Consider the following 23,958-nt stretch of genomic DNA (forward strand, 5'->3'; position numbering starts at 1 on the left):
CATGCACAGACGCTCAATCGAGGCCCTCAAGACCCCACCGCCAATCGAACGCGACGACAGTCAGATGCTACTAGAATTTTAACCGGACAGCAGTGCGTCAGGTGTGAGATCGTCAGCCAGATGATAAACTTCTCCACAGGGCACATGCCGACCCCGTTCATAGATGTCTGGCCGCCGTCGGAAGGCCATTTGTTCGCCAGCATGTGCGGAATCTGCGGTAGGCGTTTGGAATAGTTGGGGCAAAACTCGCGCCCAGGTGAAAAGAAACGGTCGCCTATCAGCGACGATTGCAATAATGGCTCATTTTGAATGGGGTAGCGTTTCATTGAGCGTTCGATCTTGCAACGAGCGTTTCGAATCGTTAATCCCTCATCGTCGTTTCGCCTTTAGGGTATTGGGATGATAGATGATCTTGACCGGCGGATACTCGGCGCCCTACAAAAGAACAACAGGTTATCGTTCGCTGAACTTGCGGATTTCGTGGGTTCCTCTGCTGCCTCATGCATGCGCCGCGTTAATAAGTTACGCGCCGATGGCGTTATCACCGCTGATATCTCCTTGGTTGACCCCAAGGCGCTCGGTAAGTCGCTGACCGTGGTCGTAACGGTGGAACTCGATCGCGAGCGTTTAGACCTCGTCGACGACTTCAAGCGAGCGATGAGGGCGGCAAAGGAAGTCACTCAATGCTATATGATCACAGGCGATGCCGACTTCGTTCTTATTGTAGCAGTGGAGGACGTCGAGGCCTTTGACGTTTTTGTAAAGACCAAACTCTACACAAATCCCAATGTCCGCAAGTTCAAGAGCATGATTGCGCTGGACCGAGTGAAGTTTGAACCCCGGGTGCTTGTGTAGCCCTTTTAAGGCTGAAAGTTTCCGCCACTCGTATCCCGTTTTTTGAAGCGTGCGTTGCGGCCAGAACGCCACTTTGATCGCAATCAGGCATCGAAGTCTGCGATTTAATTGGCTCGTCGGGTGACTGGCTGCCGGCCACGACGACTTATGGCCCGCTGAGACGTGGATCCGCTGGGCGGTTTTGTGGCGGCAAATCGTGGCCGGGGTGCGCGGAGCAACTGGATTGCTAGATTTGGAGGACTCAGGAATGACACTTGCTGCAGCCGAACCAGCAACGGCGCTCCCAACCATTGAGCACCGGCACCGGGATCAAAGGCAATATCCACACGGCGTAGCCTTCATGGATGGTCAGTACCTGCCGATGTCTGAAGCCAAGGTGTCCGTTCTGGACTGGGGCTTTCTGCATTCCGATGCCACCTACGACACGGTTCATGTCTGGGACGGTAGGTTCTTCAGGCTGGACCTGCATCTGGACCGGTTCTTCCGCGGAATGGAAAAGCTCCGCATGAAGCTTCCCTACAACCGCAATGAGATCGAAAAAATCCTGTCGACCTGCGTGGCGCTGTCCGGGCACAGGTCGGCCTATGTCGAAATGATCTGCACGCGAGGTGGCTCCCCCAATTTTAGCCGTGACCCGCGCCAGTCGGAAAACAGGTTCATCGCATTCGCAGTGCCCTTCGGGTCGGTCGCCAACAAGGAGCAGCTCGAGCGCGGCCTGCATGTCGCCATCAGCAACACCGTTCGGATCCCGCCTAAGTCGATCGATCCGACCATCAAGAACTATCACTGGCTCGATTTGGTGAAGGGCCTGTTCGATGCGTACGACTACGGTGCCGAAACTGCATTGATCGTCGACATCAACGACAATATTGCCGAGGGGCCTGGCTTCAACGTTTTCACCGTGAAGGGCGGCCGCTTGAAGACACCGGCTTATGGCGTCCTTGCCGGCATAACTCGCCAGACCGTATTTGATCTATGCGGCGAATTGAGCCTATCCGTCAGCGCCGGCGACATTGATCGCGACGAGCTGAAGGACTCCGATGAGGTTTTCATTACGTCTACAGCGGGCGGGATTATGCCTGTGTCCAAGATTGATGAGACCGTTGTAGGCGATGGCAAGGTTGGCGCTCTGACACGCCAGCTGACAGATCTGTATTGGGAGAAGCATGCTGATCCGGCATGGTCTACCGCGATAAATTACGCTTAGTACCGCGATATATATTGTCGAGCGTTCCTCTGCCGCCTGGGAGGGCTGTGCTGCCGTGATCTGCCGATGACCGCCGCTTTCCTTTCTCATCTCTCGAATGAGCTCGCTGGTCTGAAATCGGCCGGCCTCTACAAATCCGAGCGGGTGATCACCTCGATGCAGTCGGCTGAGATCGAGGTTGGAGGTGACAAGGTGCTGAACTTCTGCGCCAACAACTATCTTGGCCTCGCCGACAGCGCCGAATTGCGCGACGCAGCCAAAGGCGCGCTCGACCGCTATGGCTACGGCATGGCTTCGGTGCGCTTCATCTGCGGCACCCAGGAAGAGCACAAGCAGCTTGAGGCCACGATTTCATCATTCCTCGGCCTGGACGACACCATTCTTTACGGCTCCTGCTTCGACGCCAATGGCGGCCTGTTCGAAACACTGCTCGGCGAGGAGGATGCGATCATCTCCGATGCGCTGAATCACGCCTCGATCATCGACGGGGTGCGGCTGTCGAAGGCAAAGCGCTTCCGCTACGCCAACAACGACTTGGCCGACCTTGAAGCCCGGTTGAAGGAAGCGAGGGACTGCCGCTTCCGGCTGATCGCCACCGACGGTGTGTTTTCCATGGACGGCATCATCGCCAACCTGAAAGGCGTTTGCGATCTCGCGGAAAAATACGATGCCATGGTGATGGTCGACGACAGCCATGCCGTCGGGTTCGTCGGCAGACAAGGCCGCGGCTCGGCCGAGCATTGCGGCGTCGAGGGCAGGGTGGACATCATCACCGGCACGCTGGGCAAGGCGCTCGGCGGCGCATCGGGCGGCTACACCTCGGGCAAAAGCCAGGTGGTCGACTGGCTGCGCCAGCGCTCGCGGCCCTACCTCTTCTCCAACACGCTGATGCCGGCGATTGCCGGCGCGTCGATCAAGGTGTTCGAGCTGATCCGCAATGGCGATGCCTTGCGCGAACGCCTATATGCCAATGCGACGCGCTTCCGTGCCGAAATGGGCAAGCTCGGCTTTACGCTGGCCGGCGCCGATCATCCGATCATCCCGGTGATGCTGGGCGATGCCAGCCTGGCCCAGGAGATGGCGGCGCGCATGTTCAAGCGCGGCATCTATGTCATCGGCTTTTCCTTCCCGGTGGTGCCGAAGGGCCAGGCACGCATCCGCACGCAAATGTCGGCGGCGCATTCCACCGCGGACATTAATCGTGCGGTTGAGGCGTTTGCGGAGGTAGCAAGGGAACTGTCGATCGTATGACCGGCCGTCTCTAACTGCCTCGCAGCCAAACAAAGCTTCCGGCCAAATTCAAGAGTCCAATCAAAGGATGTGCGCTAGCTGTGAGCTTTCGGGAGGTTGTCCATTCGGACCGGACCGGGGAGACTGGAGTTACCAGGCTTCAGCACTCACCGGAGGGTCCGAATGAACATCCACAAGAATCCCCGTATCACGCCGCTACGTCGAGAGGAGATGGCGGTGTCGGTGATAAAATGCGCTTTGTCCAAAGCCCATGCGGCGCGCGTCTACGGCGTGTGTCGGCAATCCCTTTGTCGCCTCGCGCATGCCAGATAGAACCATAGGGAGAGAGGCCCCGTTTCGAACACCGCTTTAGAGTTGGCGCCCGCTTGCGGACAAGCTCGGCAACGATGCTCGGATCAGATGCGCACTTCCCGTGCCAGTGGAGCTCCTGCTTCCGGTGTCGCATTACGCCATAGTCGGGAAGTCATCATCCCGCTTAGAGTTTTGCCCGAGCCGCTTGCTGAAGCTTTGCGGCCAGCAGCATCCCACTCCTCATTGGAAACAAGACGTTAGCCTCGATCACCGAGCATTTCGGCAAACGGAACGCCACCGGGCCCTCGGGTGGCCGCGACAATCCTCAGAGATTTTAAGGGCGCGTTGCGTCGAACGGTGAAGGAGGCGAACTTCGTCTCGCGAACCGTGAGCACGCCATCAACCCGGCCAAAGTCGCCATGATCGAGGTGCAGAGGCTCGTTACAGCACATGCTGGTCGCTGCATACAAGCCGAACAGCGTGGCAGGGCGCGCGGCGAAAGCCGAACGTCGACGGCAATCCGCCTCAACAGGCAACGATACGTCCGGCGACCGGCAGCGACAGTGCTGCCGGGAGAAGCGCCGTGATCTCGGCGTCGGTGTAGATTTGGGCTTTGTCCGCCGTGGCGGCGACACAGCGCCGCGACGGGCGCTTCCGTCAGGGGAGCGCTGCGAACTCGTCTGCGTCAGCCGAACAGACCTCCTGCAGAAACCAGTGTACGAAAATCTCATGACGTTCCATCGTCGCGGCGGCGGCTTTCGGAGACGGCGAGAATCCGTCAGCACACGACGAAGCGATGCCGATCGCATCCATCCTCTGCGAACAGAGGGAGGCTCTCCCTCGCTAAGGTCCGTCGCCCAGTTTGTCCGACAAACGACAATATCGGGTTCGAGACACAGGCTGTCGGGAGGGATCGTCTTTTCTCAATGTAATCTTCTTGGCACGATAAATGCGGTGTCTTCGCAGCGAGTCTGCATCGGCGAGCCAGGAGAAATTATCCAGCGCGCTGCAAACGACGAAGTCTACCGGCGCCAGATAACAGGAGAAAACTTCATGCCAAGAGTGCAAATGGGCGTGGCGCAGGGTGCGACAGCGCTCGCCACCCCTATTGGGAGTGAGCCAGCAGGCTTTGGTGGCGGACTTTGTGGAACCATACATCGCGCACGGCAATGGGAAGGCCGTGGAAACGCCGATCCCATGGCAGATCTGCCTGCGCGCGTTGGCTGTGTGAGCTTCGATGTCAAGAAGCTTTTCCTGCAGCCAGATCTTAGCGTCAGAGTCGCCGGCACCGATCTGTGGGTAAGCCAAGCCCTGGTTTGTTCGCGCAGGCGTCACATATCGCTTCTAATATATCGCCGTGTATACCTCCGCCACCGATTTGAGAATCGGACGAAAACACCCGATGAAAGACTTGGCGGGCCAGATATAATCCCATTGAAGCTGATTGCCCAACCGAGTTGGTGCGACATGGGCCGGGATCTCACTCGAAGGTGCTGGCCTCCGGGCAGCGACCTATTCAAACAACTGGCCGGCGGTTCCCTTAGCCAACGGCGTGTGGACGAGCGGGTTGAGATCTTTGCTGCAGCAGTGATTGGCAGCGAGTTTGGCAACCCAAGACGGCAGGCTCGGTGTCGTCGTGCCCACGTTAGCACCTCGCCGCGGATCGGCTTGGCGGATAGGTCCGTCATCCTCTGCTGGGAGCGCATACCGAATCAAGAACAGATATTTCTCATCCTGCAGTGTGATGCAGAACCTTGTTCACAAGATCCGGATCGGTATCGAGTTCGAGCAGCGCTGCTCAAACAATTCAAACTGGAAATGGCGGGTCATGGCGCCTGGAACGTTGAGGCAGATCCCTTTCGCCGGGATTTGGCGCCGGCCCTGGAAAGTGACCACTTGCGTGCGACGAAGTTCGGTCCTCGTCGATAATGAGGCGAATGAGGTTTGCAAACCCGTTCTGGAGCAGTTGTACGGTTTTTCGACGATGAAACAAACAAATGAACCATTATCCTATTCTTACGGGGCGGCTGAGATTCTCGGCGAAATCGCCACTCGTCTGGCCTCTTTTACGCCAGAACTGCAGAAGGCGGCCGCGCATGTGCTGGAAAACCCCAACCTGATCAGCGTCAGTTCGATCAGGAAGGTGGCCCGCGACGCCAACGTGAAGCCAAATACGCTTGTCAGGATGGCGCGCGCACTGGGTTTCGAGGGTTATGAGGATTTTCGAAACCCCTTCCGAGAAAAGGTCATCCGGGGACGCGAGGATTTTCCCGACCGCGCTCGCTGGCTACAATCCCTCTCCAAGGGCGGCAAATTTCCCAAGCTCTATGCGGAGATGGCGACTGCCTCGATCGAGAACATCGAAGTCCTCTTCTCCAAAACCGATGCAACGGTCGTAAAGAATGCGGCGGAAGCGATCGTAAGCGCTCGCACCACCTATGTACTCGGTGTCGGCATTGCCACCACGATCGCTGGAAATTTCGCCTATATCGCCAGCATGGCTGTCGGCAACGTCGTCGCCATCCCCCGCGACGGCACACCGCCCGTCGACGGGCTGATCCGGGCCGACAAGAACGACCTGCTGATCGCCATGACTTTTAGGCCTTACCGTCGTGAGGTGGTCGAGGCCGTCAACGTCGCATTGGCTCATGGCATCAAGGTGATTGGCATCTCCGACAGCGCTGCGTCGCCGATCTTGGCAAAGGCCAAACACCGTTTCGTAGTGCCGATGGACTCGCCGCAATTCTTCACCTCGACCGTCGCCTTGTCGGCGCTGTTCGAAACGATCATGGCTTTTGTCATAGCCGAGGCCGGCCCCGAGGCTGTTAGCAATATCGAGCGATTTCATCAGCGACGCCATCAGATTGATATTTACCGGAGTAAGGATCAATGAATAACGTCCCCGCCATGCCGCCGATCGTGTCCGTGCGGTCTCTGGAAGCCCGCTACTACATCGATCCAGAGATCTTCGCCCAGGAACAGGCCGGCCTGCTGGCTCGCACCTGGCAATTCGCCGGGCACATCTCCCTACTGGAGAAGCCGGGCGACTACTTCACCTTCGAGATCGCTGGCCAAAACCTGTTCTGTATCCGCGATCGCGGCGGTGAAGTGCGAACCTTCTACAATGTGTGCCAGCACCGGGCGCATGAGTTGGTGCGCGGGACCGGAAATTCCAAGCTTATGGTATGCCCCTATCATGCCTGGACGTATGAGCTCAGCGGTCAACTCTGCAGCGGTCCGAACATCAAGGTTGTTCCCGATTTCGATCGCAACGATACCTTTTTGCCATCGGTACGAACCGAGGTTTTTCTGGGCTTCGTGTTCGTAAATCTCGATCCAGATGCGAAGCCCATGGACAAATGGTTCTCGAGAGTTCGAGAAGAACTTAGTGACTTTGTCCCTCACATCGAGCGGTTGAAACCACTGGAATGGGTCGAGATTCCCGAACACTGCAACTGGAAAGTCTCCGTCGAAAACTATTCCGAGTGCTATCACTGCCAGTTCAATCACAAAACTTTCTCGACCGCCGTGATCAAGCCGGAAACCTATGACATTCAGCCTCAGGGTTTTTGCCTGAGACATACGACCGAATGCCAGAACCTTGAGCGCATGAGCTACCCGATCGATCTTGCTGCCAATCCCCACGCCGGGAAGTATTCGTCGTGGTTCTTGTGGCCGACATTCTCCTTCCAGGTCTATCCTGGCAACGTGTTGAACACCTATCACTGGCGCCCCAAGGGCGTGGACGAGGTCGTCGTATGGCGCGGCTGGTACACGATCGACGGAGGCAATTCGGAGGTGATACGTAAGCTGGCCATCCAAGATCGGACGACCACTGTGGAGGAAGACATCCACATCGTTGAATCCGTCCAGCTCGGCCTGAAAAGCCGTGGCTATCGGCCCGGCCCACTCGTTGTCGACCCTGATTGCGGCGTCAATTCCGAGCACTCGATACAGGTTCTCCAGCAGTGGATGCGCGAGGCCGTCGATGCCTGAGATCAAGGCCTATTGGCAGAATTATATTGGCGGCACCTGGACCGACGGCTGCGCCGGCAGGATCGTGGTCGACGATCCCGCAACAGGTGAAAGACTGGCCGAGCAGGCGCTTGCGGATGCCGCCGACGTCGATCGTGCGATCCACGCCGCTAAAACCTGTCACGAAACTGGCGTGCTGACTGCAATGCGTCCGGTGGAGCGAGGCAGGATGGTCCGAGCGATGGGTGACTACCTTCTGGCCAATATCGACATCATCGCGGAAGTGCTGTGTCGTGAGGCGGGCAAGCCGTTATGGGAGGCGCGGCTCGAGATCCACGGTGCGGCACGTTATTTCGAATATTACGGCAACCAGGCCGAAACGCTCGAGGGCCGCTCGATCCCGCTCGGCGAGGGCTACTACGACTTTACAACCTACGAGCCCTATGGCGTGTCCGCGCATGTGATCCCGTGGAACTATCCCCTGGAGATAGCCGGTCGCTCGCTGGCGCCGGCCCTGGCCACGGGCAATGCCTGCATCGTCAAGACTCCCGAACTTGGCCCGCTGTCCAGCTCATACCTGGCTGAGGCGGCCGAACATGCTGGCCTGCCACGCGGCGCAGTGAACATACTGTGCGGGCTTGGCGGCGAAGGGGGGGCAGCGCTGGTTGGCCACCGAGACGTCAACCAGATCGTGTTCACCGGCTCCGTGCCGGCTGGCATCAGTATCGCCTCAGCCGCGGCCAGGAACGTCGTCCCCTGCGTGCTGGAGCTTGGTGGCAAATCGGCCGCGATCGTCTGGCCTGACGCCGACCTCGACGCGCTCGTGTCGTCGGTGCGCTGGGGGATTTTCTTCAATGCCGGCCAGATATGTTCGGCTATGTCCAGACTGATCGTCCACGAAGACGTTCACGACGAGGTCGTCGAACGGGTCGCTGACATGGCCCGCTCGATCTCGGTCGGACCGGGCATCGATCGACGGAACTACGGCCCAAATATGGGCGCGATGATCTCCGCTGCTCAACGCGATCGCGCCGAAGCAATGTGCCGCGAGGCCGAGCGCCAGGGGGCCTGCGCCGTCGTCGGTGGCCGCAAACTCAACCAGCCAGGATATTTCCTCGAGCCGACCATATTTGACAGTGTTACGCCGGAGATGACCCTCGCCCGAGACGAGATATTCGGCCCGGTTCTGTCCGTCCTGAGGTTCGGTAGGGACGAAGAGGCCCTGCGCATCGCCAACGGAACCGATTTCGGCCTCGTGGGTGGCGTCTTTACCGCCGACATCACCCGAGCGATGAAAACAGCCGCGCGGCTGCGCGCCGGCCAGGTCTTCGTCAATGAATGGTTCGCCGGCGGCGTCGAGACGCCGTTCGGCGGTTATGGCAAGTCCGGCTACGGGCGGGAAAAGGGCCGCGAGGCGTTGTGGAACTATGTGCAGACCAAGAACATCGCGATCGCACTTCAATCCTAGGGGTTTTCGTGTGAGGGAAGATTTGTTTGACAAGGCCTTGCCAGCCGAAGGCCTCGCTGGGGGCTGAATCTGTGGAGAAGAATCTCGCCGCTGCCGACGCCTTCACCCGTTCCTTCCAGCAGGCGATGACCGCCTGGTGCTGGGGGTTCGGCTGGGGCGACGAAGCGATCGACGCCAAGACGCGTTCGCTCATGAGCCTTGCGATGATTGGGGCTTCGGAAAGATGCACGAGTGGAAGACCCATTGCCGACGCGCGCTCAACAACGGAGTGTCGATGGAAGAGATCCGCGCCGCGATCATGTCGTCGGGATCTATTGTGGTGTGCCGCACGCGCTTGGATTCTTTTGAGTCGCCAAGAAGGTTCTGGAGGAGTGCAACATCCTATGAAGATCACCCGGATATACGTGTGGCAGCACGAGCTTCCGCTGACGAAACCTTACTGGCTGTCCGGCGGCCGGCTTAAATTCGAGAAACTCGACAGCACCTTCGTGCGCGTCGATACGGATGCGGGTCTGTCCGGCTGGGGCGAAGGCTGCCCATGGGGCAACACCTACCTGCCGGCGCACGGACCAGGCATCCGGGCTGGCATCGCAACACTGACGCCAGCGCTGCTCGGGCGCGACCCGTGCGCGCTGGACGCGATCAACCGCACCATGGACACCGCCTTACCCGGCCATCTCTACGTCAAGTCAGCCATCGACATGGCCTGCTGGGACATTCTCGGCAGGGCGAGCGGCATGCCGCTGTGGCGCCTGTTTGGTGGCGAAGAAGCCCATCCGGTCGCGCTCAATTCGTCGATCTCGACCGCCTCTAATGAGGAGATGATCGCCCTCATCCGGGAGGCGTATGCACAGGGCTACCGCACCCATTCGGCAAAGGTCGGTGGCAGCGACCCGGCGCGCGACATCTCCAGGATAGAGGCTATCGAGGCCGCTCTGCAGCCCGACGAGACCGCCACCTACGATGTCAACCGCGCCTGGCAGCCGGCGGTCGCGATCCGGGTCTTGAATAATATAGGCCTGCGCGGTTGGGTCGAGCAGCCCTGCCAGACTCTGTCCCAATGCGCGCATGTGGCGGGAAGAGTGAGGCAGCCGATCATGCTCGACGAATGCCTACACACTTTCGAGGACCATCTGGAAGCCTGGAAGCTCGGTGCCTGTGAAGGCGTCAAGGTGAAGCCGAACCGGGTGGGGGGACTGACCAAGGCTCGGCAGATCCGCGATTTCGGCGTGTCGGTGGGGTGGCAGATGCATATCGAGGACCTTGGCGGCTCCGCATTGGCCGATACGGCAGCCATCCACCTGGCGTCCTCCACGCCAGCCGAAAACAGGCTTGCGAGCTGGCTTTGCCATCATCATCTCTGCGTCGACCCGGTTGCGGGCCAGGGTGCCAGGAACGTCGACGGCTTCGCAACTCCGCCGAGTGACCCCGGTCTCGGCGTCGAACCCGACGTCGAGGTGCTGGGTGAGGCCGTTGCGATCTATTCGTGATCCCGAGGAGAGACACGTGACCCACCCGACCTCAATGCGCGCAGTGATCCTGACGGGTCACGGCGGCCTTGATAAGCTGGAATACCGCGAAGATTGGCCCGTGCCCAAGCCTTCTGCCGGCGAGGTGTTGATAAAGGTAGGAGCCTGCGGGCTCAACAACACCGATATCAACACCCGTACCGCTTGGTATTCCAAAGCCATTCGCGGCGGCATCAGCCCCTCAAGCGGCCGCGCCGGCTTCGCCCACGCCGTGGCCGACGCCCGCGGCTGGGTGGGCGCGGCGCTGCAGTTTCCACGCATCCAAGGTGCCGACGTGGCGGGCCACATCGTGGCCGTCGGTGACGGCGTCGACACCGGCCGGATCGGCGAAAGGGTTATTGTTGATCCGTGGCTTCTCGGCCCGGGGAACTGGTTTGACAGCAAGAACGCGGCCTATTTCGGCTCCGAATGCGACGGCGGATTTGCCGATTACACAACGGTGCGCGCCGACAACGCGATCCGCATCGACAGCCCGCTGTCCGATGTCGAGCTGGCCACCTTTCCCTGCGCCTACACCACGGCGGACAACCTGATCTCTCGCACGGGCCTGAGGCCGGGCGAGACCGCAGTGATCGCAGGCGCCTCAGGCGGAGTGGGATCGGCCGCAGTACAGCTTTGCCGGCTGCGCGGCGCTCGCGTGATCGCGATCGCCTCGCGTTCTAAGGCGGCCCTGCTCGAGGAGCTCGGCGCCCAAGCAGTGATCGACCGCGCAACGCCCCATATGGCCGAAGCAATTCGCGCGGCCGGCGGCGGCAGTGCGGATGTCGTACTAGACGTGGTTGGCGGCGGCCTTTTCAGACTTCTGGTTGAAGCCCTGCGTCACGGCGGGCGCTATTCCACTTCGGGCGCGATCGCCGGTCCCTTTGTAGATTTTGACCTGCGCCAGCTGATTTACAAGGACCTGCAACTCACCGGCGCGACCATCGTCCCTCCCGGCACGGCCCCACGCCTGATCCGCCTGATCGAGCGGGGCCTGCTTCGGCCACTGCTTGCCGCGCAATTCCCACTTCGGGAACTCGCTGCGGCACAGGAGGCATTCCTGGAAAAGCGGCACGTCGGCAACATCGTGGTCACCATGTCCTGACGTTTGGTGACTGAACTGAACGCCGGAAATCAGCCGTTGTTTCCTGCCGTCCGCACCGCCCTTGCAGTAGGTAAGCGGCGAGCGCGGCCCATTGGAGGCGCGGCCGCGTTCGGGACGCGTCAATCCAGTCGAGCGCAATGATCTCGGCGAAGGTGGGTGAGAACGATGTCGGGCGCAGTCTGACTTGCGCGCGCCGACATAGGGACGAAGAATGTGCGCCATCTGACCACCGTGATGAGGACGAGGAACTTCTCCAACCTTTCGACGGTCTTGAGCCTCGTCGGCACGGCAGCCGGACTTCGTGACCTTGTAGAACAACTGCGTCTTCCAGGCAGGGCGCCGCGCCCTGCCTGGGAGGGGTTGCCAGAGGATAGCGCACACTTTTGCAGGACCGCCCCAAGTAGGCCGGCGCGATGCTGTCGCCAAGGAAGGCTACGCCTCTGCTTTTTCGGGCCACTCGGGATTCCAACGCTCAACCATGACGCGTCCTGGTGTGGCGGGCGTCCGGTGACCGCCGTCGAATATTTCGACAATGATTATCTAATACTACAGTTGCGGATGCCGATGTCGTTTGTAGTGACAGATGGTGGCCGCAGCCTGATGTTGTCGTCGCCATAGCGACCAGGCGATGATGAAGGGCTTTTGTGTCGGTGGGAAGATGAGGATCCGGGCGAGGAGATAGCGGATCTCGGGGACGCTCGGGACGAGCGCAGCCATCCGGATCAGGCGGCGATTGGCTCGTTTGGACTCGTTTCGTTCGGTTTGCTCCATGCGCTGCGGCGAAGATCAGCCGATAGCTTCGAGAGGAATGCCAGGGCGGCCATGCACAGGCTCATATGGCGATGCCATCCGTGCCAGGATCGAGCCTCGCAATGATCAAGTCCGAGATCATCCTTGGCGCGCTCAAAGCACTCCTCGATCGCCCAGCGCAAGCCGGCCACTGCCGCCAATTCGGCCAAGGAGGAACCGGGCGGGGCGAAGACCAGGTAATAGGCTTTTTCTCCGGATGTCGATCGCTTGCGGCGGACGAGAAGCCAATGCTCGAAGCCGCCTTTTGACGTCCAAGGACGGCGGATGCGTGCCCAGTCGTAGAGCCGAGGCCCTTTGGCGCCTTCACCTGCCGCATGACAGACCCAGTCGTCGGGCTCGAACTCGCTGGCCAGTTCCTCGGGCGAGGTTTCCTCAAACAGACGATCCCCGCCACGGCGCATGAAGTGAGCGCCTCGAACCGCCAAGACATAGGGCTGCTCGCGAGCTTCCAGCATCCGGCGAAGGCTGCTGTCCGCCCCGTAGACAGCGTCGCCCAGAACGTAAGCGCACGGGACGCCGGCATCGAGCGCCGCCTCGACCATGGCGCGCGCCATCTTTGGCTTGGTCGCAAACTCGACCGTCTCCGGGATCGATGCCCTGGCACATCGCGCCCGATCCTTTGTCCAGCTCTCCGGCAGATAAAGGCGACGATCGACCAGCGCTTGGCCGTAGCGGCTCGCGTAAGCCAAGAACACGCCGATCTGGCTGTTCTCGATCCGCCCCGCCGTTCCCGAGTACTGACGCGCGACACCGGCGGAACGATCGCCCTTCTTCACAAATCCCGTCTCGTCGACGATCAGGACGCCATCCTCATCGCCCAACGCCTCCACCACATAATCGCGAACCTCGTCTCGCAGCCGATCAGCGTCCCAGTGGCTGCGCCCCAACAGCGACTGCATCCGATAGGGCCGCTCCGCTCCGGACTGCTCAGCCATCAGCCAGCCCGTCTTGCGCTCAATGCCGGAAAGAAGGCCGTCAAGGAAATCTGCGCCCGTCTCCCGCAACTCACGACGAGGAAGCACTCGCCCAACCCGCGCCTTCAGCGCTATGAGCTCCTGCTCCCAAGCCAACAACGACCCTGACCACGAGGCGACAGACATGGTTCCCTCCATAATCTGTCGAAGTGAATCAGAAAATCAAATGATCCGCAACTGTAGTACTAAAGCGTGTCGCGATTAATTGGCCTCATATCCGGCAGCTTTGAAGAAGTTTCTGCATTCGGTCGGCTCGAACAGGTGGCAGATATCGCGGAGAGCCTCGCAGAGTGCGTCGAAGGTTCTGGCCGCCTTCTTTCGCAGCCGCGCCTTGAGTTTTGAGTAGGCCATCTCGATTGATGGTGTGGATGGCTCCTGCTCCCGGCGTCGCATTGCGCCATAGTTGGGATGTTGTCGTCCCGAGCAAAGGAGCCATCCATGTCAGAACTTGCCACAGTTGGCATCGACCTCGCAAAGAGTGTCTTCCAGATCCATGGTGTCGACGGGAACGGTCGGGTTCTCGTACGCCGTCAGCTTCGCCGCAGCCAGTTGCTGGTGTTTTTCCAGAAGCGTCCACAATGCCTGATCGGCATGGAGGCTTGCGCAGGTTCTCACGATTGGGGGCGCAGGCTTCTCGAGATGGGGCACGACGTCCGGCTGATGCCGCCCTCCTATGTGAAGCCTTACGTGAAGCGCGGGAAGACGGATGCTGCGGATGCGGCCGCCATCTGTGAAGCCGTGACACGCCCCTCCATGCGGTTTGTCGCCATCAAGAGCGAAGCCTGCTCGTCGGTTCCGGTTCTTCACCGCACGCGAGACTTTCTGGTTCGCCAGCGCACGCAGATCGGCAACGCGATCCGAGCCCACATGACGGAGTTCGGCGTCATCGCGGCGAAGGGCGCGCAGAACGTCAATCGACTGAAGGATCAACTGGATCAACTGCCGGAAGTAGCTCGGATGCCTGTGAGTCTGCTCTTCGATCAGTTGGCCGAGACGGACAAGCGGATCGAGCGGCTGACCGACGAACTCGAAGAGACCTACGCGCAAAGCGAGACAAGCCAGCGTCTAGCCACAATCCCAGGTATGGGGATGCTGTCAGCGACGATCATCGCGGCGACGACGCCGGATGTCGACAATTTCGGCAGCGCAAGGGACTATGCCGCCTGGCTCGGCCTCACTCCCAAGCCGCACTCCACCGGAGGCAAGCAGAGGGTGGGCCGGATCTCGAAGATGGGCAACCGTTATATCCGACGCTTGCTGTATCTGGGCGCCATGGCGCAGATCATGCTCAGATGCAGACTCAAGCGCGAACCGACCTCGGACTGGCTATCGGGTATGCTGATGCGAAAGAAGACGAAGATAGTCGCCGTCGCTTTGGCGCATCGCATGGCACGAACAATATTCGCCGTCCTGAGGGACGGATCGCGTTACGAGCCGCAGGCAGCCTGACAGGCTCTCGGAATGGTCAGGGCAAAGTGAGGTGATGGCGAACAAACGGAGACGAAGAACCAGGACACCCCGATCAATCCGAAGCGCCTCGAGCGCGCTCGATTGAGTGGGACCTGTTCTCCAAGCGGATATTCATCAGGGCGCGCAGCGATCCCGTTGCACATTCAGACGCCGTATACATGGCCGCAACCGACCTGTTCACCAAACCCGATCCGATACCCTTGACCCGCAGGAGCCATCCATACACGGATTGAGATCGGGCGAGTATGGCGGCAGGAACAGGAGCCAAGCGCCCCCTTTGGCGAACCAGTTGTGCGCCGCGCTCATTCTTGTGGAAGCCGACATTGTCGAGAATGAAGACATCGCCGGGCGACAGTTCGGGAGCGAGCTGCGTTTCGACGTAGCGTTCGAAGATGGCGCCATTCATCGGCGCGTTGACGATCCACGGCGCGACAAGACCGTGGCATCGTAGCCCGGCGATGAAGGTCTGCGTCTGCCATTTGCCGAAGGGCGCATGGGTCCTGAAGCGCTCGTCCTTCGGCGCCCAGCCGGTGCGTTTGGTGAGTTTGGTGTTGGTCGACGTCTCATCGATGAAGATCAGCCGCGCCAAAGCCTTGTTGAAGAAGCGCTTTCGCCGCCCGGTCCACAGCTCACGTGCCTGGCGCACGTCGGCCCGCTGCTGCTCGCTGGCCAGTAGAGTTTTTTTTGACTGAGCCCAAGGCGATGGAGCAGGCGCCCGACATTGGAGCGGTGCACGCTCACACCACGCACCTTCAGTTCGACGCAAAGCTCATCCAGCGTCAGTTCGCCGGTCTCGGCCAACCGCAAACGCACAAACTCGGCATGCGGCTCAAGCTTGCCGCCACCCACATGGCCCTGCCGGCGCGCTTCGAGCGAACCGGTCTGCCGCCGCAGGTTGATCAGATTGTTCACAAAGCGAGGCGAAACGCGGAAATGGCGCGCTGCCTCGCGGTGACCATTCCCTCATCGACATACGCAACAACACGCCGACGCAACTCAAGCGGTAGCGGCTTGCCCATCGCGGTCTCCTTTCAACCGCAATGAATCACGAACTCAAATCAAGGGGAATCTGGAGGCTTCTGTGAGGTCCGCATGCACAACACGGGCGCGCGGGCTCTGCGTCGGACCTCATTGCAAGCCGGATTGAACGACGCCGCGGGATGGTATGGCGCTATGGGGATTGTGTCGGAACCGACAGGTCGAACGGCTTGAAGGTTGGCTGCCGAACGCCATGGTTCCCGGCAGCGGAAGGTTCCTCGACGGCGCTTGCGAGGGCGTTATGCCGATGGTTCAGCCTGATGTTGCCGCCAAGGTGGCCGCTGAACGATCCAGTCAGTCGCGTTGCATGGTGCTGGTCGACAGGGAGCTGCCGGCACGCATGACGTCCGGTGCTGGACTTCCCTGTTCCTGACGCACTCGGCGCGATCATGATGTGTCACGCCAGAACGGGCGAGGAGGCGCTTGTCCATATCGCCAGATGCCAGCGTGATCATTTGCCCTCCGCAACAGGAGCAGCGGTGAGTTGTCGAGAGGGCGATGGCGGTGTCCCATTCGACACCCTTTGCGACACTCTCCTGCAGGGGAGCGTCAAGCAGCCCGCGACATAGGTCGAGCTTTGCGGCACGATGGCCGTTGGCGAGAAAGCCGTAGTGGCGGATGCGATGGAAGCAGTCCGGCAACGTGTGCAGCAGGAACCGGCGGATGAACTCGTGGGCGTCGAGCGCCATGAGCTTTGCCTTGCCGTCATGCCGATAGTCTCTCCAGCGGAACACGACCTTGCCGCCGGCCATGCTGACGAGCCGTGAGTTTGCGATGGCGATGCGGTGTGTATAGCGACCGAGATAGGCCAGCACCTGCTTTGGCCCGCCGAACGGCGGCTTGGCGTAGACGACCCATTCGAGGCGGCGGACTTCTGCAAGCTTGCGGTTGAACGTGGGTGCCGCCAGATGGGCGAGATCGCCGAAGAAGCTCAGCTTGCCGGTGTTAAACGCCGTCTGCAGTTCGCCCAGGAACAGCCGGCGAACAGGCGCGACATTACCCGCACGGGCAGGAAGAAGCCTCGCCGGCAGGCGACCCAACGCGTTCTATCAAGCGAGATGCCGCCGCCCGGCACGATGCAATGGATGTGGGGATGATAGTGCAGGTTATGACCCCAACTGTGGAGCACCGAGACCGATCTCTGCCCCGAGATGTCTCGGATCGGCGGCGATGGTGCGCAGCGTCTCGGCGGCGGCCTTGAACAGGATGGCGTAGACCGTAGCCTTGTTCTGGAAGGCGATTGCGGTGATCTGCGCCGGCAGCGTGAAGACGACATGGAAATAGGGAGCCGGCAGGAGTTCGTTCTGTCGAGCTGCGAGCCATTCACGACAGGCCTGTCCCTGGCACTTCGGGCAATGCCGGTTGCGACAGGAGTTGTAAGCGATGCGGATCGCCCCGCAGGACCGGCATCCTTCAACATGGCCACCGAGTTCGGCCGTTCGGCAAAACTCGATCGCGCTCATCGTGCGGCGCTCGACGCGTCCGAGATGGCCGTCATTGACCCGCCGATATTGCTCGCCGTAGCGGCGGAAGATATCCGCCACCTCCAACTTCGCCGACATGGCGCGGCCGGCTCAGTCCGGCGGCAACCTCCAGCGCGTGTCCTGAACCACGATCAAGGATGAGTCGGTCGAGTGGGCTCTGCGTGCGGCGGATGAGACCGTTGGAGACCTTCGTGTAACGCGCCGTGCTCGACGGATTGTTGTGGCCGAGCAGGACCTGGATAATCCGATGTCGGTGCCGTTCTCCAGCAAATGCGTGGCAAAGCTGTGCCGCAATGTATGAACCGTCACGCGCTTGTCGATACCGCCGGCAGTCCGTGCCGAGCGGCAGGCCGAATATAGAATCTGCACATCGATCGACGCGGTTGCGTCACGGCCGGGAAACAACCAATCCTTCGGCTTTGCCAGCCGCCAATAGACGCGCAGAATGCGAAGCAGTTGTGCCGACAGCATCACGTAGCGGTCCTTGCCGCCCTTGCCGTGACGAACGAGTATGACGCCGCGCTCGCTGTCGATGTCGCCGACCTTCAGGTCGACGGTCTCGGAGGCGCGAAGGCCCCCCGCATAGGCCGTGGTCAATGCCGTGCGCGTCTTCAGGCTTGGCACCGCCTCCAGAAACCGCACAACCTCGTCGGCGCTCAGAACCACCGGCAGCGTGCGAGGCGCACGGGCATAGGCGATCCGTTCCGGGATATCGGCATGGCCAAGCTCACGCCGTAGAAGAATCGCAACGCGCACACCGTCTGGTTCAGCGCCGGCCACGATATCCCGCTCGCCACCAGATGCACCTGGAAGGCGCGGACGTCCTCCAGACCAAGCCGCGCGGGCGAGCGGCCAAAATACCGCGAAAACTTCGCCACCGCGTGAATGTAGGATCGCTGCGTTGCCGGCGACAGATTGCGGACCGTCATGTCCTCGATCATGCGACGGCGCAGAGGGCTCAACTCGGCCATCTCTCATCTCCTGTTCTTCAAGATTGCGCTTCAACAGCCGCAATCCTTCAAAACAGAAGCCTTATCCGCAAACCCTCGCACCAAATGCCGCGTCAGCGGCTTCGTTGTGTGCCCAGCATGTTCAACCGCTTGGGGGTGAAAGTCCCCTAGCCAACCTGATGGAGGTGAAGGCTTAGCAAAGCGCAAGGGCATTACCGCGAGGTGGTGTCTGAAGGAAGCGTGGAGCAAAACCGCGACCTGACGAACAGAAACCGGATATGAGGCATCCCTGGCCGGACGAGCGGGCAACGTGTCGCGAAGTCCATATCCATCAAGGGGCAGGGCTGTAGATCCGGCAGGTGCGCGGGGAAGGCGATTGAACTTACCTGGGGAGGCCTGTGTCATGTTCCGACTTCGGAACTGAGGGAACCGCAAGGTGACCTGACCGTGATGCAGGAGTCAGCAGAGGGCGTAGTAGGTGATGCAGTCGGCAAGGCTAGTGAGGCACTCCAAGGCCGAAAGGCGGAGCAAACGGATAGGCCGAGCCGGAAACGATGACCGAAGGCCCGAACGATTGGAAGTGGCAAGTAGGACTGGCAACTCATGAGTGGAAAGCGGCAGGAGACCCAGTATTCACTGGCCCTGGAACCGAGGGACCGGGGTGAAGCCCCTGTCAGCGGTTACCAAGGGGCCGAACCACTCGTGGCGAAGTCGGCACCCGAAAGCCCGGCTTGGACAGAACAGCTAATGGAGACGGTATGTAGCCGAGGGAATCTGGAAACAGCGTGGAAACGCGTTCGAAGCAACAAGGGCGGTCCAGGCGTGGATGGGATGACCATCGACGACGCCAAGGGCTACCTGCGTGAGCACTGGCCAAGCATTCGGTCTCGATTGCTCGAGGGAACCTATCAGTCGCAGCCGGTCAAGCGGGTCGAAATCCCCAAGCCGGAGGGTGGGGTCAGAAAACTCGGCGTGCCTTGCGTCGTCGACAGACTGATCCAGCAAGCCCTGCTGCAGGTCCTCCAAGAGCAGTGGGACCCGACGTTCTCGGAGCACAGCTACGGCTTCCGCCCGGGACGCTCCGCTCATCAGGCAGTAGCCCAAGCGCAATGCTACATTGCCGAGGGTTACAGCTACGTGGTTGACCTCGACCTCGAAAGATTTTTCGACCGGGTCAATCATGATAGCCTGATGGCGCGCGTTGCCGCCAGGGTGTCCGATAAGCGGGCGCTCAAACTCATCCGTGCATTCCTCAATGCAGGGGTGATGGAGGACGGCCTGGTCCGTCCGGTGGACGAGGGGACCCCGCAAGGCGGCCCGCTCTCGCCCCTCCTAAGCAACCTCCTGCTCGACGACCTCGACAGGGAGCTGGCCCGACGTGGTCTCCGCTTCTGCCGCTACGCCGACGACTGCAACATCTATGTTCGCAGTCGCCGCGCCGGCGAACGGGTCATGGCCTCGGTCGGCCGGTTCCTGACCAAGAAGCTGCGGCTGAAGGTCAACGAGGCGAAGAGCGCGGTGGCGCGGCCGGAGGAGCGGAAGTTCCTTGGGTTCAGCATCTCAAATGACGGGAGCGAGCGGCGCATCGCGCCAAAGGCCCTCGCCAAATTCAAGACGCGGATCTGGGACATGACACGCCGGACCCGGGGCATCAGTCTGCCGCAGCTGATCAAGGAGCTGAAGCCATACCTCGTCGGTTGGCGCGGCTACTTCGGCTTCTGCCAGACGCCTCGAGTGCTCACACACCTGGAAGCGTGGATCCGCCGGAGACTACGCATGTATCTTTGGCGGCAATGGGGGAACGGGCACAACCGCTACAAGGAGCTGCGCCGTCGTGGCGTGCCAAAGTTCCGAGCTGCGGTTGCCGCCGGTTCACCAACGGGGTTCTGGCGCATGTCAGGACACCCGGCGGTCCAACAGGCCCTGCGCAACCATTACTTCGAGTCTCTCGGTCTCCCTCGCCTCCATGTCTCTGCCCAAGCTTAATCCGATCGAACCGCCGTGGTACGTGATCCGTATGCCCGGTGGTGTGGGAGGGGCGGCGCCGCGAGGCGTCCCCCTATCCCGATCAATCCTGAATCCTTTAAATCGCGACACGCTTTAGATGGCACGCCGGGCATTGCCTGGGGAAACGCCCGTGAGGTCCCCGTAGCGGTCGCGGTGGTGCTTTGCGGATCGGCTGTCGGCCGGCTCGAGAACTGGCATGCCGAGCAGGTCGTGAACTCATCGGCCGCGACGGCCATAACCTTCTGAAGAGAAGCGAGTGATCCGCGGGATGGTCGAGGAAAGTGCAGGACCAGCTTGATCACAACGCCCCCAATCAGAGAGGACTCTAAGCTGGGGCTCGGCTTCGGCGGGACTATCAGAGATTTCCTGTCAGGGCGGGCGGGTTGACATTTATCCAGCCATTGCCCGGCGGGAGCGCTCGCCGAACAGGATAGCGAACTGGCCATCGTCCATTCACGGGGCGGCATCCTCCACTCTTTTTCGGTTCGGTTCAAGACCAGGAGGAGCAGCTTCGCCGCGGCCCCGTCGCTATGGAAGTGAATGGGTCGGAACAGCTTGGCTTCAGGGCTTCAATGGAATTTGTGGTGTATAATTCGGCGCACGTCGTAGGGAAGGCATAGAGCGGCACAACCTCATTCCATGCCCGGCGCCAGCTCTGGCCGATGTCTTGCCCCAGAAGCCGCCCTCGAAGGCGGCCAGAGCCTCTTCGGCGGCGGTCGCGTCAATGGTCCGGTAGATGCCTTGAGCGGCGGCGACCGGCTTGCGGTCCTTGTTGGACACGAACTCGAGGCTGTATCTGAGCAGATGAACAATGCACGATTGGACGGTGGCTGCGGGAGACTTCGGCGATGGCCTCCGGGAAGCCCTTGAGGCCGTCGACGACCGCCAGCAGGATGCCTTCGACACCGCAGTTCTTCAGTTCGTTGATCACCCGCGGTGCATCGAAGAACACCAACGGGTAAACGGGGTCCAGCGGCCCTGCCAAGCGTCAACCACCGTCGAGATCAGGTCCGGCGACACGTCTGTGCCTTATAATTCCCGCAGATGGCCGACGATCTCGCGGATACTCATGCCACACGCATACATCGAAGTAACCTTGTCGTCGAAGCCGGCAAAGCGGCGTTGGTACTTGGCGATCAGTTGCGGGTCGCAGCTTGCTTCCCGATCGCGGGATCGCCAGCTCGAAAGCGCCAATGTCGGTCGGAATCGTCTTCTTGTCGTAGCCGTTGCGGCGGTCGCTGGCCTCTTTATTTTCATTCCCATCGAGATCGTGATCCATCTCGGCGTTGAGAGCCCGCTCGGCGAACGCCTTCTTCAAACCTTTGGGGTCGAAGATCGTCTTCGGATCGGCGCCGGCCAGGAGTTGGTCGACAATCGCATCAGGGATCCTCGGTTCTTTGCGTCGGGCCATTGGGAATCATTCTCCGTTCTTCCCACTATGCCCGCCGTGACACGAAACCACCGACAGTCCCGCTTCGGCCAATCCGGAGCAACGTCCGATCTCAGCTTAGGGGGAGGACGACCGCCTTCGCCTCGAGAACGTATGGGCTGGCCGATGGCCTTGAACAGGAGAAGGTCCAGGGTCGCTCAGGTCAGATCGCCAATCGCCTCGTCCACTCCGATCTCGTGATCCTTGACTAGCTCCGCTACTGCCATTCACGTGGCACATTACTCTTCCATCTGCTGGGCAGGCCAACGAGCGCACCAAGCGTCATCATCACTACGAACGTCGCCTTCAGCGAAAACAGATCCTTCAAATAGATTTACAGAATCTTTGCAACCGCGAATCCCCGACAATGATACCTTCACCCGCAGGTCAGCGGCTGGGGTAGACATAGGTATCCGACTCCTTTTTACGTTCAGACCGCCGGATAGCACGCAATGGAGGGTCAACAGCCAGTGACAAGAAGAGCGCTCATCCTGGTTGAAGGCCACAGTCGTATTGGTCTTCTATACATGAAAGCAGCCAAGCGTCTTGGTCTTCATCCAATTACCCTGTCGTCTGACCCATCTCGGCACGACTATCTCGCGGCGGAAACTATCGAGGCAATCCGTATTGATACCGACGATCCCGAGGCACTGATCCGCGAATGTTCGCGGCTACGTGCGATGTATGACATTGCTGGTATTACCGGCTTTTCGGGCGACGACGAGTCCACATATGCAACAGTTGGCAAGCTCTGCCGACATTTCGATCTTCCGGGACCGAACCCCGCATCGGTTCAACGGTGCTGCAATAAATTTACTCAACGTCAGCTCCTCGCGAATGCCGGCCTTCCCATGCCTGCTTATCGCTTGGCAGCGAATGCGGCGGAGGTTGAAAGCGCTGCCGCGCAAATCGGGCTGCCGGTGGTTCTTAAGCCACTTCAAGGCAGCGGCAGCATTGGAGTCCGATTGTGCGGCAACGTCGATGAGTTAGCCGAACATGCGGCCTATCTGTTGGGCGAAAAGCATGCATGTCCATCTTCGCCACAGATATTGGTCGAAGAGTTCATACAAGGACAGCACTATAGCGCTGATATAATGGGGAATGAAGTCATTGGGATCGAGGCCGCTGAATTCGGCCCCCCTCCGAATTTCATCTTTCGTGAGTACACGCATCCAGCCCCGCTGACTGACGAGGAGTATAAACGCATCGCCGATATTTCGCTGAGCTGTTTGCAAGCTCTCGGCCTTGGCTGGGGGCCATCCTTCGTGGAATCCCGGTGGACGAACCGTGGGCCAGTCGTCATTGAAGTCAATCCGCGTATTGGGGGTGGGGCCAATCCGCAATTGGTTCAGCTGGCTTACGGTGTCGACCTCGTCACTGAGCACATCAAGCTTGTCGTCGGCGACGAACCGGATTTACGCAAAAGGCGTTCGCATGCTGCGGGCGCGCGGTTCCTGATCGCAGATCGCGACGGCACCCTGGATTGGATCCGTGGTGACAGTCAGGCGGCTGCTTTGCCGGGCGTCGCCGAGGTCGAGTTGTATGCAAAAGCCACGACGCCGATCGTAAGAAAAGGCGATCATCGAGACCGCATCGGACATATCATCGCTGCTTCACCCAACCGTGCTTCGGTCGCGGCGATACTTGAGCGAGCCGTCGACTTGGTTAGTTGGTCGATCACACCATTTCCGACCCCTAGTGGACGGGAACAGACTGAAGACTCTCACCCGCCTGCGGAGGTGACGCTGGGCAATAGGTGATCGACGCCATACATTGATGGACTAGGTGCCGGAATGGGCCGTCCTTCACAAGCATGGCCAGGTTGGTGGCTATCCCTCAGAATGGCGGTGTTGAAACAGAGTCCGAGCGATCGGCACCAAGAGAGGAACATCCATGAAACATTATGTAGGGCCCGACGGTGTGCCTTGGCGGCCGATCAATGTCAACGGGATCAGGTTGCACAACAAGATGCGTGACCTAGCCGAAGTTCGTAAGAACGTTGGCATGGTGTTCCAGCACTTTAATCTCTTCCCGCATATGGCGGTGCTGATGAACTGCATGGCAGCCCCGATGTGGATTAAGGGTATGTCCGAGGCCGAGGCCAGGGAGACCGCACTAAAATTCCTCGAGCGCGTA

The 23,958-nt window shown here is 60.2% G+C and carries 16 protein-coding genes and 6 pseudogenes; 14 read left to right on the forward strand and 8 right to left on the reverse strand.

Annotated elements, in window-relative coordinates; translation table 11 throughout:
* Positions 1-26: 26 nt before the first annotated feature.
* Positions 27-326: a hypothetical protein gene (locus NKI15_RS30835; RefSeq protein WP_352887996.1), complete on the reverse strand. Its 300-nt coding sequence runs from the start codon at positions 324-326 to the stop codon at positions 27-29.
* 73 nt (positions 327-399) lie between these two features.
* On the opposite strand from NKI15_RS30835, the gene NKI15_RS30840 reads away from it, so the two are divergent.
* The 9 genes and pseudogenes from NKI15_RS30840 (at position 400) to NKI15_RS30885 (ending at position 11,660) form a co-directional block, all read left to right on the forward strand.
* Positions 400-855 (forward strand): Lrp/AsnC family transcriptional regulator, encoded by a 456-nt coding sequence (locus NKI15_RS30840; protein WP_352887998.1) that lies wholly within the window; start codon positions 400-402, stop codon positions 853-855.
* 247 nt (positions 856-1,102) lie between these two features.
* Complete coding sequence (locus NKI15_RS30845) at positions 1,103-2,062, forward strand: aminotransferase class IV (RefSeq protein ID WP_352888001.1); 960 nt, start codon at positions 1,103-1,105, stop codon at positions 2,060-2,062.
* A gap of 66 nt (positions 2,063-2,128) precedes the next feature.
* Positions 2,129-3,313 carry a glycine C-acetyltransferase gene (locus tag NKI15_RS30850; RefSeq protein WP_352888003.1) on the forward strand — a complete coding sequence of 395 codons (1,185 nt, stop codon included), beginning with the start codon at positions 2,129-2,131 and terminating at the stop codon, positions 3,311-3,313.
* Between the two features lie 162 nt (positions 3,314-3,475).
* A pseudogene (locus tag NKI15_RS30855) lies at positions 3,476-3,607 on the forward strand (IS481 family transposase); the annotation flags it as partial.
* Positions 3,608-5,348: 1,741 nt separating this feature from the next.
* Positions 5,349-6,497 carry a MurR/RpiR family transcriptional regulator gene (locus NKI15_RS30860; protein WP_352888005.1) on the forward strand — a complete coding sequence of 383 codons (1,149 nt, stop codon included), beginning with the start codon at positions 5,349-5,351 and terminating at the stop codon, positions 6,495-6,497.
* Entirely contained in the window at positions 6,494-7,600 is a 1,107-nt protein-coding gene (locus NKI15_RS30865) for an aromatic ring-hydroxylating oxygenase subunit alpha (RefSeq protein ID WP_352888008.1), read from the forward strand. Before NKI15_RS30860 ends, NKI15_RS30865 begins: the two co-directional genes overlap by 4 nt.
* Positions 7,593-9,047, forward strand: a complete 1,455-nt coding sequence (locus tag NKI15_RS30870; RefSeq protein WP_352888011.1) for an aldehyde dehydrogenase family protein — start codon at positions 7,593-7,595, stop codon at positions 9,045-9,047. Before NKI15_RS30865 ends, NKI15_RS30870 begins: the two co-directional genes overlap by 8 nt.
* A 383-nt stretch (positions 9,048-9,430) precedes the next feature.
* Positions 9,431-10,537 carry a mandelate racemase/muconate lactonizing enzyme family protein gene (locus NKI15_RS30880; protein WP_352888014.1) on the forward strand — a complete coding sequence of 369 codons (1,107 nt, stop codon included), beginning with the start codon at positions 9,431-9,433 and terminating at the stop codon, positions 10,535-10,537.
* Between the two features lie 16 nt (positions 10,538-10,553).
* Positions 10,554-11,660, forward strand: coding sequence for an alcohol dehydrogenase family protein (locus NKI15_RS30885; protein ID WP_352888017.1), 1,107 nt, complete (start codon positions 10,554-10,556; stop codon positions 11,658-11,660).
* Between the two features lie 722 nt (positions 11,661-12,382).
* Here NKI15_RS30885 and NKI15_RS30890 read toward each other — a convergent pair.
* Positions 12,383-13,570 (reverse strand): IS701 family transposase, encoded by a 1,188-nt coding sequence (locus NKI15_RS30890; protein ID WP_352888020.1) that lies wholly within the window; start codon positions 13,568-13,570, stop codon positions 12,383-12,385.
* Between the two features lie 75 nt (positions 13,571-13,645).
* Positions 13,646-13,816, reverse strand: a pseudogene (locus tag NKI15_RS30895) (IS630 family transposase); the annotation flags it as partial.
* Between the two features lie 66 nt (positions 13,817-13,882).
* Between NKI15_RS30895 and NKI15_RS30900 the strand changes: the two are divergent.
* On the forward strand, positions 13,883-14,893 hold the full coding sequence (locus NKI15_RS30900) for an IS110 family RNA-guided transposase (RefSeq protein ID WP_352888023.1): 1,011 nt from the start codon (positions 13,883-13,885) through the stop codon (positions 14,891-14,893).
* 73 nt (positions 14,894-14,966) lie between these two features.
* On the opposite strand, the gene NKI15_RS30905 is transcribed toward NKI15_RS30900, so the two are convergent.
* On the reverse strand, positions 14,967-15,560 hold the full coding sequence (locus NKI15_RS30905; RefSeq protein WP_352888026.1) for a transposase: 594 nt from the start codon (positions 15,558-15,560) through the stop codon (positions 14,967-14,969).
* Between the two features lie 38 nt (positions 15,561-15,598).
* Here NKI15_RS30905 and NKI15_RS30910 point away from each other — a divergent pair, with 38 nt between their 5' ends.
* Positions 15,599-15,958 (forward strand): transposase, encoded by a 360-nt coding sequence (locus NKI15_RS30910; RefSeq protein ID WP_352888029.1) that lies wholly within the window; start codon positions 15,599-15,601, stop codon positions 15,956-15,958.
* A 644-nt stretch (positions 15,959-16,602) separates the two neighbouring features.
* Here NKI15_RS30910 and NKI15_RS32065 read toward each other — a convergent pair.
* From NKI15_RS32065 to NKI15_RS30920, 3 genes and pseudogenes are all read right to left on the reverse strand, one after another.
* Positions 16,603-17,081, reverse strand: a pseudogene (locus tag NKI15_RS32065) (IS91 family transposase); the annotation flags it as partial.
* A complete protein-coding gene (locus tag NKI15_RS32070) occupies positions 17,059-17,514 on the reverse strand; it encodes an IS91 family transposase (protein ID WP_502898737.1) in 456 nt (151 codons plus the stop codon). The gene NKI15_RS32070 and the pseudogene NKI15_RS32065, both read right to left, overlap by 23 nt.
* A gap of 52 nt (positions 17,515-17,566) precedes the next feature.
* A pseudogene (locus tag NKI15_RS30920) lies at positions 17,567-18,407 on the reverse strand (tyrosine-type recombinase/integrase); the annotation flags it as partial.
* Between the two features lie 726 nt (positions 18,408-19,133).
* On the opposite strand from NKI15_RS30920, the gene ltrA reads away from it, so the two are divergent.
* Positions 19,134-20,372 (forward strand): group II intron reverse transcriptase/maturase, encoded by a 1,239-nt coding sequence (gene ltrA, locus NKI15_RS30925; RefSeq protein WP_352888032.1) that lies wholly within the window; start codon positions 19,134-19,136, stop codon positions 20,370-20,372.
* Positions 20,373-20,783: 411 nt separating this feature from the next.
* On the opposite strand, the pseudogene NKI15_RS30930 reads toward ltrA, so the two are convergent.
* A pseudogene (locus NKI15_RS30930) lies at positions 20,784-21,804 on the reverse strand (transposase).
* 488 nt (positions 21,805-22,292) lie between these two features.
* Here NKI15_RS30930 and NKI15_RS30935 point away from each other — a divergent pair.
* Both NKI15_RS30935 and NKI15_RS30940 read left to right on the forward strand, forming a co-directional pair.
* On the forward strand, positions 22,293-23,582 hold the full coding sequence (locus NKI15_RS30935) for an ATP-grasp domain-containing protein (protein ID WP_352888035.1): 1,290 nt from the start codon (positions 22,293-22,295) through the stop codon (positions 23,580-23,582).
* Between the two features lie 133 nt (positions 23,583-23,715).
* Positions 23,716-23,958 (forward strand): annotated as a pseudogene (locus NKI15_RS30940) (hypothetical protein); the annotation flags it as partial.

The organism is Mesorhizobium sp. M0862 (genome assembly GCF_040319795.1).
Classification (GTDB): Bacteria; Pseudomonadota; Alphaproteobacteria; order Rhizobiales; family Rhizobiaceae; genus Mesorhizobium.

What these genes read in the sequence shown, in the direction of transcription:
- ltrA (WP_352888032.1), top strand. Translation starts at nt 19,134, where the DNA reads ATGGAGACGGTATGTAGCCGAGGGAATCTGGAAACAGCGTGGAAACGC.
- NKI15_RS30845 (WP_352888001.1), top strand. Translation starts at nt 1,103, where the DNA reads ATGACACTTGCTGCAGCCGAACCAGCAACGGCGCTCCCAACCATTGAG.
- NKI15_RS32070 (WP_502898737.1), bottom strand. Translation starts at nt 17,514, where the DNA reads ATGTCGGCGAAGTTGGAGGTGGCGGATATCTTCCGCCGCTACGGCGAG.
- NKI15_RS30835 (WP_352887996.1), bottom strand. Translation starts at nt 326, where the DNA reads ATGAAACGCTACCCCATTCAAAATGAGCCATTATTGCAATCGTCGCTG.
- NKI15_RS30860 (WP_352888005.1), top strand. Translation starts at nt 5,349, where the DNA reads ATGCAGAACCTTGTTCACAAGATCCGGATCGGTATCGAGTTCGAGCAG.
- NKI15_RS30850 (WP_352888003.1), top strand. Translation starts at nt 2,129, where the DNA reads ATGACCGCCGCTTTCCTTTCTCATCTCTCGAATGAGCTCGCTGGTCTG.
- NKI15_RS30880 (WP_352888014.1), top strand. Translation starts at nt 9,431, where the DNA reads ATGAAGATCACCCGGATATACGTGTGGCAGCACGAGCTTCCGCTGACG.
- NKI15_RS30890 (WP_352888020.1), bottom strand. Translation starts at nt 13,570, where the DNA reads ATGTCTGTCGCCTCGTGGTCAGGGTCGTTGTTGGCTTGGGAGCAGGAG.
- NKI15_RS30840 (WP_352887998.1), top strand. Translation starts at nt 400, where the DNA reads ATGATAGATGATCTTGACCGGCGGATACTCGGCGCCCTACAAAAGAAC.
- NKI15_RS30865 (WP_352888008.1), top strand. Translation starts at nt 6,494, where the DNA reads ATGAATAACGTCCCCGCCATGCCGCCGATCGTGTCCGTGCGGTCTCTG.
- NKI15_RS30900 (WP_352888023.1), top strand. Translation starts at nt 13,883, where the DNA reads ATGTCAGAACTTGCCACAGTTGGCATCGACCTCGCAAAGAGTGTCTTC.
- NKI15_RS30870 (WP_352888011.1), top strand. Translation starts at nt 7,593, where the DNA reads ATGCCTGAGATCAAGGCCTATTGGCAGAATTATATTGGCGGCACCTGG.